Genomic DNA, 12,968 nt, shown 5'->3' with positions numbered 1-12,968 from the left:
CAGGGACACTGACTGCGGGCAGGTTTCACAGGAGGTAGGCGTGGGCAAGAAAGGCTCACTGGCACGGCAATTGCTTGCCCTGCAGTTGCTGATCGTGCTGGTGCTGCTCGCCGCCGTCGCCGCCGTGGTGGTCGCGCAGGTGAGCGAGACGTTCCGCAACACCGAATCGCGGCGCATGCTCGGCATCGCCGAGGACGTGGCCGCCAACCCGAGTCTGCGAGTGCTGCTCGCCGATCCCAAACAGCATCTGCTGCTGGCGCCGTTCGCGACCGCCGCGCAGGTCGCCTCCGGGGCCGACGAGGTCGTCATCGCGCGCGCCGACGGCAAGGTGCTCACCTCACAGGATCCTTCCGAGATCAACAAGCCGCTGCGGCTGGCCGACTCCACCGTCACCGAGGGCCGGGCCTGGGTCGGCGAGATCGACGACGAGGTGGTCGCGCACGTGCCGGTGATCGGGCAGGGCAGCCACGAGGTGGTCGGCTATGTCGCCGCGAAGAAGGAACAGCCCGCGATCTGGCACACCCTGGCCGAATCGTTCCCCGGGTTGCTCAGCCTGCTCGGCATCGCCACCGCCGTCGGTGTGGCCGGCTCGCTGTCGCTGTCCTGGTGGGTCAAACGCCAGACCTTCGGCCTGGAACCCGCCGAGATCGCCGCGCTCGTCGAACATCGCGAAGCCATGCTGCACGGCGTGCACGAGGGTGTGGTCGGCCTGGACCAGCAGCATCGCGTCACTCTCGTCAACGACCAGGCCAAAGACCTGTTGACGCTCGGCGACGTGGTGGGGCGCAGCGTCTACGACCTCGGGCTCAACGAGCGGTTGGTCGACGTGTTCACCGGCCGCGCCGCGGGCACCGACCTGATCGGCCTGCGCCGCGGCAAAGTGCTGGTGATGAACCGGACCCCGATCCAGTGGGACCAGCGCACGCTGGGCGCCGTGGTGACCCTGCGGGACCGGACCGAACTGGTGCGATTGCAGGATCAGCTCACCGAGAACCGCAATGCCGCGGACACGTTGCGCGCCCAGGCGCACGAGTTCAGCAATCGGTTGCACACCATCGCCGGGCTGATCGAACTCGGCGAATACGACGAGGTCGCGCACTACATCACCCGGGTCAGCGCCAATCGGGACCAGTGGCAGGCCGAGGTGACCGCGCGGATCGGCGATCCCGCGGCGGCGGCGCTGCTCATCGCGAAGTCCAGTTTGGCCGCCGAACAGGGTGTGGGACTGCGGCTTTCGGCCGACAGCGGGTTATCCGAGGTGGACACGGCGCTGTCCGGTGACATCGTCACGGTGCTGGGCAATCTGATCGACAATGCCCTGGACGCGCTGTCCGGGCCCGGCTGGATCGAAGTCGACATCCGTGTACGGGATCGCGCCGTGCACGTGGTGGTCCGGGATTCCGGGCCCGGCGTCGCGCCCGAACTGGCCCGCGAGGTCTTCCGGCACGGGTTCACCACCAAGGCCGCCGCGGGCGGTCAGCGCGGGCTCGGGCTGGCCATCACCCGGCAGGCCTGCGTCCGGCGTGGCGGCACCGTGTCGGTGCACAACGCCGACGGCGCGGTGTTCACCGCGACCCTGCCGCTGGAGGTGCGCGCATGATTCGGGTTCTGGTCGTCGACGACGACTTCATGGTCGCCAAGGTGCACAGCGGATATGTCAGCAAGACACCGGGTTTCACCGTCACGGGCGTCGCCCGGACCGGGGCCGAGGCGCTGCGCCTGATCGGCGACCTGCAACCCGATCTGGTACTGCTCGACATCTATCTGCCCGACCTGGACGGTCTGACGGTGCTGCGCGGCATCCGCGAAACCGCCGAGGCCACCGACGTGATCGTGATCAGCGCCGCCGACGACGTCAACACCATCCGTACCGCCATGCGCGGCGGCGTCCTGCACTACCTGATCAAACCCTTCACCTACGGCGCACTCTACGACCAGCTCCAGCACTTCGCGGCCCTGCACACCAAGCTCGCCGAGCTCTCCCATGCCGCCCAATCCGATGTCGACCAGGTCTTCGCCGGCCGCCCCCGCACCGCCCTCACCCTCCCGAAGGGCCTCACCGCCCAAACCGCCCTGCTGGTCGAAAACGTCCTGCGCGCAACCCCTTCCGGCGTCTCCGCCCAGGAATGTGCCGACGCCACCGCCCTCTCCCGCGTCAGTGCCCGCCGCTACCTGGAACACTTCGCCGAAACCGGCAGCGCCGAAGTCCGCCTCCGCTACGGCGGCACCGGCCGCCCCGAACGCCGCTACCACTGGATCGGGGCGTAAGCGTTCACCGCCCTGTTTCGAGAATGGCCGGACGCCACCCCGGCGGGGTGTTTGGAACCTGTTCCGGCCGGTGCTTGTATGGGCGCGCGGTACCTGATGGATGGGATGGCGGCCGAATTCGCGGAGCACTCGTGTGAGCGGAAGGAGGTGCGTCGGATGGCTGTGCGCGGGCTGTGCCGCTGGATGTGCGTGCTCGGGGCGGTGGCTGTCGCGGGAGTGGTGGCCGGGCCGGTGCATGCGGAGAGGGGTGACGAGGCCCTCGCGCCCGCGGGTGCGAACGACTGGGGGTGCGTGCCGACGGCGCGCCATCCCGAGCCGGTGGTGCTGGTGCACGGGACGTGGGGAAATCAGAGCGTGTGGGCGGGGCTGGCTCCGCAGTTGAAAGCGGCTGGGGCGTGCGTGTTTTCGCTCAACTACGGGCAGAAGCGGTTCAGCCTCCGGGGATCGGAACCCGGCGTGTACGGCACCGCGGATATCCGTTCGTCCGCCAAGGAACTCGCCGAGTTCGTCGACCGGGTGCGGACGGCGACCGGCGCGGCACGGGTCGATATCGTCGCGCATTCCCAGGGCGGGCCGCTGGCCAGGCAGTATCTGCGATTCGAGGGCGGCACCCAGCCGGCGCCGCGAGTGCGCCGGCTGGTCACGATCGCCGCCACCAACCACGGCACCACCGCGGACGGCCTGGGCTACCTACTACCCGGCGGCAGCGCTTCGGGGCCCTCCGATGTCGTCATCGCCAAGGTGCTGGGCACCGCCGCCGCCCAGCAACTGGCGGGCAGTGAGTTCCTGCGCCTGCTGAACGCGGCGGGCGATACCGAACCCGGCATCGAGTACACCGCGATCGCCACCCGGGTGGACCGCGTGGTCACCCCGCCGGATGCCACCTTCCTGCACGCCGGTCCGGGCGCGACCGTCGTGAACGCCTGGGTCCAAGACGCCTGTCCCACAGACACTTTCCACCACGGCATCCTCCCGGATTCCCCCGCCGTGGCGCATCTGGTGCACCGCGCGCTCGACCTGCCCTACACCGGCGTCCGATGCCCCGCCGGCGACGCGGCGCCATAGCGTCGCGCAACGGCTTCGATTTGACCTGAAGTCAACTTCAGGTCCTAGCGTCGCCACCAGTTATTCATCGCGAACAGGAGACCACCATGCTGCTCATCACCGGCGCCACCGGCAATATCGGGCGCCCCCTGCTGCACGAGTTGCATGCCGCCGGCGCGAACCCGCTGCGCGCCCTCACCCGAGACGCCGCCCGGGCCGCGTTCCCCGCCGGTGTCGAGGCGCTCGAGGCCGACCTGACCGATCCCAGCGCGCTGCGGGACGCGGTGCGCGGCGTGCGCGCGATGTTCCTGATCTCCGGCCTCGGCCCGGATGCCGAGATCATCGCGGCCGCCCGCCGAGCCGGAGTCGAGCACGTCGTGCTGGTGTCCTCGATCACGGTCGAGACGCACCCGCACCTCGGCCCGGCGGCCGAAAAGTCGTCCGTCGAAAAGGAACTGGAGGCCAGCGGTCTGGACTGGACCATCCTGCGCCCCACCCAGTTCGCCTCGAACACGATGCTCTGGGCCGAGGCGATCCGGGCGCGGCGCCCGGTCCGCGCGGCCTACGCCGATGCCGAACTCCCGACCATCCACCCCGCCGACATCGCCGCCGCGGCGCGGGTAGCGCTCACCGAACCCGGGCACCGGGGCCGCCGGTACGCCCTGACCGGCCCCGAATCCATCAGCCCCCGAGCACAGGTGGCGGCCGTCGCCGCCCTGCTTGGCCGCGATATCGAGTTCACCGAGATCAGCCGGGACACCGCGCGTTCGGAGCTGCTGCCGATCTTCGGCGCGGACGAGGTGGACGCGGTACTCGAGGTCACCGGTGGCGATATCACCGACGAACTGCGGCAGGTCCGCGACACTGTTTCGGCCCTCACCGGAGACCCGGGCCGGACTTATCGCCAGTGGGTCGAGGAGAACGCCTCGGCATTCCGCTGAGCGCGTTCCCCGAATTCGCACCAGAGGTGATCAGTGCGCCGGTTGTGGTGCGTCGACGAGAAATTCGCCCGCCACCGGCGCGAGGAGACCGATATCCGGGTTGTGACTCAGCTTCGCCAATTCCCGGTGGCTGGCATCGGGAAGAACCGCGGTGATCGCCCGGGCGGCGGTGCGCAACAGCGCGTCGCTCTTGGCCCCGGAGATAACCAGCGTCGGGACCCGCACGCCGGCCCAGTCCTCGGGCCGCAGCGCCGCACCGCGCATGAAGTCGGCCATGATGGCCCAATCGTGCGCGGTGGCCGGCGCGGTGGCCAGCAGGTGCTTCCACATCGGCGTCAAAGGCATGAGCAGGCCGAAGATCCGGGGCATGCCCATACCCTTGGCCATGTAGAAGCGCACCACCTCGGCCCGCTTGTTCGCCGCGATCAGCGCGTGCAGCTGCTCGGCCAGGTCGGCCGAGGGCACGAAGTTGTCGTGGTCCACCACGAACGGCGGCTCGAAAGCCACCACCTTGGTGATGCCGGGCACCCGCCCCGAGGCCGCGGCCCGCAGCGCCAGACCGGCGCCCGAGGACCAGCCGAACACCGCCGCCCGACCACCGGCCGCGTCGACGATCGCGGCGAGGTCCTCGATTTCGTTGTCCACGTCGTACTCGCCGGGCGAATCGGAGCTGTCACCCCGGCCGCGCCGGTCGTAGTTGATCACCGTGAGCCGGTAATCCGCCGCCAATTTCTCGGCCAGCTCGACCAGCTTGGGAAAGCGCCGGTAACTGAACGCGCCGCCGATGAGGATTACGGTGCCGGCATCGCCGCCGACGACGCGATCGAAAGCCAGCTCGATTCCCGAACGAGTGGTAACGGTTTCCATCGGTAAAGCCTTTCGTGACACGGTAATCGGAGCTTGCTGTCAGGTAGACGGGAGCGCCATCCGGAATTCATCGCGGCGCGTTTGTGACGCGGACCACAGCGTGGAACACGAATTGCTTTCACCGCCAACGTCATTGCACAGAACAGGTAAAGGCGCCGGCGAATAGCCGACGGCATGCCACGAACTCACGCAAGATGGCACGGAGAGTCGAGCGGTTGGGAGCGATCATGACGCGTGCACGACAGTCCCGGGCGGCCGGGCGGTGACCGCGCCCGGAATGCTGGCCCCACTCCGTGAGCCGATGTTTCGCCGCCTGGCCGCCGGCCGGATCACCACCTTCATCGGCAACGCCATCGCCCCCGTCGCGCTCGCCTTCGCCGTCCTCGATCTCACCGGCTCGGTGACCGCGCTCGGCCTGGTGGTCAGCGCGCGCTCGATCGCCAATGTGACGCTCCTACTGCTGGGCGGCGTCCTGGCCGACCGGTTGCCGCGCGGGGTGATCCTGCAAGGGGCGAGCCTGGCCGCGGCCCTGTCCCAGGCGGCGACCGCGCTGGCGGTGCTGCTCGACTTCGCCTCGATTCCCCTGCTGATCGCGCTCAGCGTCGTCAACGGCGCCGTCTCGGCGGCCTCCTTTCCCGCCGCCGCGGCCCTCACCCCGCAGACCGTGCCGCCCACCCTGCTGCGCCAAGCCAACGCCATCGTGCGGATCGGCATCAACGCCGCGCTCATCGCCGGCGCTTCACTGGGCGGCATGCTCGCGGCACTGGCGGGACCGGGCTGGGCGATCGCGATCACCGCCGCGATCTTCGCCATCGCATCCATCTGCTACGCCCGGGTGCGCGTCCCCAGCGTCACCGCGGCCGAGCCCAGCACGCCCCTGGCCGAACTCCGCGCCGGCTGGACCGAATTCACCGCGCGCACCTGGGTCTGGACCATCGTGGTCAGCTTCATGCTGGTGAACGCGGCCCTGGTCGGCGGCACCCAGGTGCTCGGCCCCGCCATCGCGGACGACACCATCGGCCGATTCGCCTGGGGCCTGGTGCTCGGCGCCCAGACGGCGGGCGCGCTGCTCGGCGGTATCCTCGCCAGCCGCTGGCAGCCACGCCACGCCCTGCTGTTCGGCACCGCCCTGGTCCTGGTCGAGGCGATACCGCTCCTGACCCTGGCGCACGCGCCCGAGTTCGTCCTGCTGCTCGCCGCCTATTTCCTGGCAGGCATCGCGGTCGAGCAGTTCACCGTCGCCTGGGACGTCTCCGTGCAGGAGAACGTCCCGCCGGACCGGCTGGCCCGGGTCTATTCCTATGACGCCGTCGGCTCCTTCGTCGCCATCCCGCTCGGCCAAATCGCGGTCGGCCCACTGTCTTCCGCTTTCGGCACCGCGGCCACCCTGACCGGTCTGGCGGCCGTGGTGGTCGTGGCGATCGCCGGGGCGCTGCTCGTCCCCAGCGTTCGCACTCTCACCCGGAGCGACCCGAGTAGCCGAGCCGCCGACGTCTCGGCGAACTGACCTACGGCTGCACGCAGGGCTCGCTCAGGGTGACCTTGTCCTGGGTGGGCCCGTGATAATCGGTGAGCACGGTCTTGGTGCCCAGCGGGGCGGCGGCGTCCGGTGCGCCGATGATCGCGCGCTGCTTGGTCAGATCGGGCTTGTCGGAGCCGTAGGTGTACTTCGGCGCACCGCCCTGGAAGTCGACCTCGAGGCCGTCGATGCTGTCCCGCAGGCCCTTACGGGTCAGCTTGCCGTTGTCCTGCGCCTTGATCAGCAGCGCCTTGAGCGGATAGGAGAAGTTCCAGCCCGCGCTGAATCCCCAGGTGGCCGGGTCCTTGGTGGCCGCCGCCTTCGCGGCCTTGGCCGCCTCGCTGGTGCCGTCCCAGCCGTCTACCGGTGAGGTCGAGTTGTAGAGCGCCGTGATGGCCGGCGCCGCAGCGCTTTTCAGCAGACCACCGTTCCAGGTCGGGCCGGAGCCGAGGAAGCGGCCCTTGTAGCCGGCGGCCGCCGCCTTGCCGATGATCTCGCCCGCTTCGGCGGGGCCGGTCGCCAGCATCACGACATCCGGCGCGGCGGCGATGAGCTGGCTGACAGCACCGTCCTGGTTGCCGACCGCCGCGTTGGGCGCGGTCTGGATCTGATTGGCGACCTCGACGCCGTTCGCCTCGGCCCACTTCTTCGCGCCGGTCGAGTAGTCGCCGCCGTAATCACCCTTGTAGGTGACGGATACGAGCTTGGTGGGCTTGGACTTGTTCTGCGCCAGCCAATCCAGGGCCATGATGGCCTCGGAGCAATAGGAATAGCCGGTTTCCAGCAGCAGGCCCTTGTCGGCGCTCTTGAATTGCCAACCGGACCACAGGGTTCCGGCGACCGACACCAGGTCCGCCGCGTCCATCCGGTCCAGCACCGCCTGGGTGTGGATGGTGCCCAGGCTCATCGACAGGGCGAGCACGTTCGGCTCCACCTGCTGATAGGCCTCGGCGTGCTTCTGCGGATCGTAGGAGGTGTTCTTGGTGTTGGTGGCGATGTCGACCTCGTACTTGCCGCCGATCCCGCCGGCCTCGTTCACCTTCTTCCAGAACGCCAGCTGCCCGTCGTTGATGTCGCGGCCCAGGGCGGCGAACGGGCCGCCCTCGAGGTCGGAGAGCACCCCGAGATAGATGCAGCCCTTGGCCTTGTCGACCGCGTTGGGGCAGGGCTCGCTGGTGACGCCGGGCCCGGTCGCGCCGGTGGCTTCGTCCTCCGCGCTGGAGCAGGCCCCCGCCAGGACCAGCGCGGCGACGGCGGGCACGACGGCGAACCGTCGAATTCTGCTGACTCCCATTATCTTTCCTGCTTTCACTACAGCTGATCAGTGGGAGAACGGCCAGGTGCGGAAGTAGTTGCGAATACGCAGCCACAGCCCGAACATGCCCCTCGGTTCGAGCACGATCACACCGGCGATCAGCAGGCCGAACAGGATCGTTTTCAACTCGTCGAGCGTGAAGCCGAGGATCTGCCCGTCCTCGGAGGTGAGGACCGGCACCGCGTGGGTGAATTCCTCGAGCACCCGCGGCAGCAGGACCACGAAGCAGGCGCCGATGATGGACCCGGTGATGGTGGCGGCGCCACCGATCAGCACGATCGCCAGGAAGTCCACGGAGAGCAGCAGATTCCAGCGTTCCGGGCTGATCCGGCCGATCACCACCGACAGCAGCCCGCCCGCCACCCCGGCATAGGCGGAGGACACCACGAAGGCCAGCGTCTTGGTGCGCTGCAACCGGACACCCATGATCTCCGCGGCGACGTCGCGGTCCCGGACCGCGGCGAAGGCGCGGCCGACATTGGCGGACATCAGGTTCCGGGCCAGCACCGCCAGCACGACGAGCAGCACGAGGGCGATCAGATACAGCGCCCGCTGCTCGTTGATCAGCACCCCGGCCACCCGCACCGGCTTGCGCAGATCCGCGCCGAACAGCACCGGCGGCGCGGGCGCGCGACCGAGGCCACCGCCGCCGGTCACCGAGTGCCACTCCTTGAACAGGTGCTCGCCGATCATCACCAGGCCGAGAGTCAGTGTCGCCAAATACAACCCGCGCACCCGGGCGGCCAGCGGGGCCACCAGCAGACCCAGGATCGCGGGGATCAGGGCGGTCAGCGGCAGCCAGAGCACCATGTCCCAGCCCAGGCCGTACACCGTTTTCGTGCCGACGCCGCCGAAGACCGCCGCGGTATAGGCCCCGACGCCGACGAAGAAGGCGTGCCCGAGCGACACCTGCCCCGCGTACCCCGTCAGCATGTTCAACCCGATGCCGCCGATCGCGTAGATGGCGGCCAGGGTCAGCAGGTTGGTGACGTCCTTGGCGACGAAAAATGGTGCCAGCACGGCCAAGACGACCAGGCCGCCGGTCCACCAGGCTTTGGCGGCGGTGTTCCAGGCGCTCTCGGCCCGCGCGTAGGAGGTGTAGAGCCGGGGCCGGCCACGCCGCACGGCGCGGGGCACATGCACGGTCGCGCTCATACGCGTTGCACCTCTTTCGCACCGAACAGCCCGTGCGGCCGGATCAACAGCACCGCGAACATGAGCACGTACGGCATCACCACGTCGAAGTTGGCGCCCAGCCAGGGCGCGACATCGGGTTGATAGGTCTTGGTCAGCGCCTCGGCCAGGCCGACGATCATCGCGCCGGCCAGCGCGCCGTAGAGGGAGTCCAGGCCGCCGATGATGATGGCGGGCAAGGCTTTCAGCGCGATCAGCAGCGCAGCCGCCTCGACGCCGCCGGGCGCGGTGCCGAGCAGGATGCCGCCCACCGCCGCCAGCGCGCCCGCCAGCGCCCAGGACAGCGCGAACACCCGGCCCACATCGACACCCTGGGCCATCGCGGTTTCCTGATCCATCGCCGCGGCGCGCATGGCCAGCCCGTAGCGGGACCGCTCCAGCCACAGCACCAGCGCCGCGATGACCGTGAGCGCGGCGACCACCTTGAAGATGTCGGTGTAGTTCACCGTCACCCCGCCGACGCAGGCCGCCGCCACCACGCTGTCGGCCGGGCGATGCCCGCCGAGGCAGAAGTTCGACAGCCCCCACGGATCACCGGAGGTGATGACCTTGGCTCCGAACAGTTTGTGCACCAGCACGATTCCGGCGGCGAAGAGCCCGACGGTCACCAGGGTCGCGGAGAACACCGGCCGTCCGACCATGGGCCGCATGGCGATTCGCTCGGTCACCGTGGCGATGGCGGCCACCGCGGCCACCGCCGCGACGGCGGCGAGCGGGAACGGCAGCCCGGCCGAGTCGACCAGGTAGTAGGAGAACAGCGTGCCGAAGATCATGAAGACCGGCTGCGCGAAGTTCAGCACCCCGGTGGCCCGGAAGATGATGACGAAGCCGACCGCGATGGTGGCGTACATGCCGCCCAGGCCGGCGCCGCGGATCAGCGCTTGCAGGAGTTCGTTCATACCGGGACATCCGAGTTCTCGGGCGGATCGGCGGCCTCGGTGCGGGCCGCCTCGATGCGGGTGATCGGCACCCCCAGGCCGAGGAAGAAGGCCGCGGTATCCGCATCGGGCGGGATATCCGGCGGCAGTGCGGTTCCCGGGATCGCGATGCGCCAGAGCGCGGCGCGGGTCTTGCGCAGGCCCAGCTTGTCGCGCACGGCACGGCCGCTCGCGAGATATCCGAGCGTGGAACGCAGCCGAGCCAGCGGCCCGCGGTTGCGCTGCGCGGCAATGCGTTCCGCGGTGCTCGTGGTCAGCCCGTAGCAGAAGCGCTTGAACCGGGAGGCCGTGGCCATCCGGCTCTCGACACCGGCGTGAGCGCGCTGCCAGCCGGCCGCGGGCAGCAAACGCACCGTGGGCTGTGCCTCCGCCAGGTCGGCGGCCAGCGTGTCGTAGGACTCGGCGAAATGCAGGACTGCGCCGGTGGCCACGCAGGTCCACACGGTCACGGCACGTTCGGCGGGCTCGGCCAGGGACAATCCCGGCAGCACCACATCGCGCGCGCCGAGCCCGGGGATCGCCGCACGCAGGGCGTTCAGCACGGTCGTGATGTCGGAGCCGCGCAGCTGGACCGCGACACTCTCGCCGGGCGGGAATGCCAGGGCGACAACGTCTTCCGCGGACGAATCGTGGTCCGGGAGCTCTGCCCGATGCGCGGAGCCTCGTTCCCGCAGTGCCGCATAGGAAATGAGCCGCGGGTCCGAATACTCCTGCACTCCGCGCGCTTCCAGGTGCACGATCCAGCGCAACCGTGGACACCCGGTGCCGAGCGCCTTGTCGACCTGTTCCTGATCCTCGGCGATGAGCACGCGGACCGCGGCCTCGTTGAGCAACTGCTCCAGCGCCGGGCCGGCGGCCTCCGGGTGCACGCCGACGAAGCGGGCGCGCAACGACATCGCACCCAGCTCCGCGTACACCCACTCCGGCCGGTTGCCCGCCAGCACCGCCACCCGGTCCCCCGCGCCGACCCCCAGATCCGCCAGCCCGTGCGCGATCAGCCGCCGCTCCCGGTCCAATTCGGCCCAGGAGGTCTGCTGCCAGATTCCCAGCTTCTTGGCGCGCATCGCCACCGTCGTCGGCGTGCGCGCGGCCCGCTCGGCTACCTGGAGGTGCAGTGCCGCGGGCGATTGCGCCGCCGTCGATACCACCGTCACTGGGCCGACCCCGCGGCGCCGCCGAGATAGGCCGCCAGCACGGCCGGATCGTGCCGGACCTCGGCGGGTGACCCGAGCGCGATCCGGACACCGAAGTCCAGCACCATGATTCGGTCGGCCAGGTCCATCACCAGTCGCATGTCGTGTTCCACCATGATCATCGCCAGTTCCAGCTCGGCTCGGACGTCGAGGATGAACCGCGCCATATCCGCGGTCTCCTCCACGTTCATCCCCGCCACCGGCTCGTCCAGCAGCAGCAGGCGCGGCTCCATCGCCAGCGCCCGGCCCAGTTCCACCCGCTTCTTCACCCCGTACGGCAGCAGCCCGACCGGCTGGTTGCGCACCGGCTGCAACTCCAGGAATTCGATCAGGCCCTCGGCGTAGAGCCGCGCCGAACGTTCACCCCGGCGCGCCTTGGACAGCCGTAGCGCCGCCGCCACCGGGCCGTACCCGAGTTGCAGGTGACGGCCGAGTTTGATGTTGTCCAGCACCGTCAGGTTGTCGAAGAGCTCGATGTTCTGGAACATCCGGGCGACACCCAGCCGGGCGATCGCGTCCGGCGTCCGGCCGGTCAGCTCCCGGCCGTCCAGGGTGATGCTGCCGGCCTGCGGGCGATAGACCCCGTTGAGGCAGTTGAAGATCGAGGTCTTGCCCGCGCCGTTGGGCCCGATGAGCGCCAGCAGCTCCCCCGGCTGCACCTCGAACGACACCTCCGACAGTGCCTTCGTGCCACCGAAATTCAGGCTCAGGTCCGCGACCTGAAGCAGCGCGGTCATGCCACCCACCCCTTGCGGCGCTTGTAATGCTTGAGGTCGCGCAGCGAAACATGACCCTCCGCACCGAGTCCCAGATAGAACTCTTGGATATCGGAGTTGGCCGACAGCTCCGCCGCCGGCCCGTCCAGCACGACCCGGCCCTGTTCGAGCACGTAGCCGTGGGTCGCGATGGACAGCGCCATCGCGGCGTTCTGCTCGATCAACAGCACCCCGGTCCCTTCGGAGTTGATGCGCACGATCAGATCGCGGATCTGCTCCACCACCCGGGGCGCCAGGCCCAGGCTCGGTTCGTCGAGCAACAGATACTTCGGCTCGGCCATCAGCGCCCGCCCGATCGCCAGCATCTGCTGCTCGCCGCCCGACAGCAGTCCGCCCCGCTGGGCGCGGCGGTCGGCCAGGATCGGGAACATCTCGTAGATCCGATCCAGACTCGCGGCGATCGACGCGCGCTTGCGGGTGTGCGCGCCCGCCCGCAGGTTCTCCTCGACGGTGAACCCGGAGAAGACCCGCCGGCCCTCCATCACCTGCCCGACGCCCGCCGCGACGATCCGCGACGGCCGCGCCGCGGTGACTTCGACACCGTCGACCGTTACCGACCCGGCGCTGACCCGCCCGCGGTGCACACCGAGCAATCCGGTGATGGCCCGCAACGTCGAGGTCTTGCCCGCGCCGTTCGCCCCGAGCAGCGCGACGATGCCCTGATCGGGAACGTCGAGGGAGACACCACGGCAGACCAGAATCACGTCTTCGTAGACGACCTGCAGGTCGCGAACTTCCAGCACGCGGGCACTCCCAAATGTGCGCTGCGCCACATTCTGCTGCGCAGTTGGACGGCACAGTACCTGCCACGAAACGGCGATATGTCCGTTTTGCTAGATCTGAGGCGGAGCCGTCTCAAACGGGGCCGCCGGGCGGCGGGAGCGCGCCGGAAATAATGGGAATGAACCCCACC

Annotated in this window: 12 protein-coding genes; 5 read left to right on the top strand and 7 right to left on the bottom strand. The window is 69.5% G+C overall.

Translation table 11 applies throughout. From position 1 onward, the window contains the following. Window positions 1-40 precede the first annotated feature (40 nt). The 4 genes from AB0H76_RS03070 (at window position 41) to AB0H76_RS03055 (ending at window position 4,253) form a co-directional block, all read left to right on the top strand. A complete protein-coding gene (locus AB0H76_RS03070; protein WP_357316573.1) occupies window positions 41-1,600 on the top strand; it encodes a sensor histidine kinase in 1,560 nt (519 codons plus the stop codon). Continuing rightward, entirely contained in the window at window positions 1,597-2,268 is a 672-nt protein-coding gene (locus AB0H76_RS03065; protein ID WP_357316570.1) for a response regulator, read from the top strand. Before AB0H76_RS03070 ends, AB0H76_RS03065 begins: the two co-directional genes overlap by 4 nt. 156 nt (window positions 2,269-2,424) lie before the next feature. Continuing rightward, window positions 2,425-3,333: an alpha/beta fold hydrolase gene (locus tag AB0H76_RS03060; protein WP_357316567.1), complete on the top strand. Its 909-nt coding sequence runs from the start codon at window positions 2,425-2,427 to the stop codon at window positions 3,331-3,333. A gap of 86 nt (window positions 3,334-3,419) precedes the next feature. After that, entirely contained in the window at window positions 3,420-4,253 is an 834-nt protein-coding gene (locus AB0H76_RS03055) for an NAD(P)H-binding protein (RefSeq protein ID WP_357316564.1), read from the top strand. 30 nt (window positions 4,254-4,283) lie between these two features. Here the strand turns inward: AB0H76_RS03055 and AB0H76_RS03050 are convergent, their stop codons facing one another. After that, on the bottom strand, window positions 4,284-5,120 hold the full coding sequence (locus AB0H76_RS03050; RefSeq protein WP_357316561.1) for an alpha/beta hydrolase: 837 nt from the start codon (window positions 5,118-5,120) through the stop codon (window positions 4,284-4,286). 277 nt (window positions 5,121-5,397) lie between these two features. Here AB0H76_RS03050 and AB0H76_RS03045 point away from each other — a divergent pair, with 277 nt between their 5' ends. Beyond that, the gene (locus tag AB0H76_RS03045; protein ID WP_357316559.1) at window positions 5,398-6,627 is read left to right on the top strand and encodes an MFS transporter; all 1,230 of its coding nucleotides are present in this window, start codon (window positions 5,398-5,400) and stop codon (window positions 6,625-6,627) included. 1 nt (window position 6,628) lies between these two features. On the opposite strand, the gene AB0H76_RS03040 is transcribed toward AB0H76_RS03045, so the two are convergent. The 6 genes from AB0H76_RS03040 to AB0H76_RS03015 are packed head-to-tail and all read right to left on the bottom strand — an operon-like array spanning window position 6,629 to window position 12,798. After that, complete coding sequence (locus AB0H76_RS03040; RefSeq protein ID WP_357316556.1) at window positions 6,629-7,933, bottom strand: ABC transporter substrate-binding protein; 1,305 nt, start codon at window positions 7,931-7,933, stop codon at window positions 6,629-6,631. Window positions 7,934-7,960: 27 nt separating this feature from the next. Further along, window positions 7,961-9,109, bottom strand: coding sequence for a branched-chain amino acid ABC transporter permease (locus tag AB0H76_RS03035; protein ID WP_357316554.1), 1,149 nt, complete (start codon window positions 9,107-9,109; stop codon window positions 7,961-7,963). Continuing rightward, on the bottom strand, window positions 9,106-10,047 hold the full coding sequence (locus AB0H76_RS03030; protein WP_357316551.1) for a branched-chain amino acid ABC transporter permease: 942 nt from the start codon (window positions 10,045-10,047) through the stop codon (window positions 9,106-9,108). The genes AB0H76_RS03035 and AB0H76_RS03030 overlap by 4 nt, the downstream gene beginning before the upstream one ends. Then, a complete protein-coding gene (locus tag AB0H76_RS03025) occupies window positions 10,044-11,240 on the bottom strand; it encodes an AMP-binding protein (protein ID WP_357316548.1) in 1,197 nt (398 codons plus the stop codon). Before AB0H76_RS03025 ends, AB0H76_RS03030 begins: the two co-directional genes overlap by 4 nt. Continuing rightward, a complete protein-coding gene (locus tag AB0H76_RS03020) occupies window positions 11,237-12,016 on the bottom strand; it encodes an ABC transporter ATP-binding protein (protein ID WP_357316545.1) in 780 nt (259 codons plus the stop codon). Before AB0H76_RS03020 ends, AB0H76_RS03025 begins: the two co-directional genes overlap by 4 nt. Next, a complete protein-coding gene (locus tag AB0H76_RS03015) occupies window positions 12,013-12,798 on the bottom strand; it encodes an ABC transporter ATP-binding protein (protein ID WP_357316543.1) in 786 nt (261 codons plus the stop codon). The genes AB0H76_RS03020 and AB0H76_RS03015 overlap by 4 nt, the downstream gene beginning before the upstream one ends. Window positions 12,799-12,968: the final 170 nt, after the last annotated feature.

This window comes from Nocardia sp. NPDC050712 (assembly GCF_040654295.1).
In the GTDB taxonomy this organism is placed as follows: domain Bacteria; phylum Actinomycetota; class Actinomycetes; order Mycobacteriales; family Mycobacteriaceae; genus Nocardia.
The sequence above is the reverse complement of the archived record's forward strand: the minus strand, read 5'-3'. Positions and strand labels throughout refer to the sequence as shown.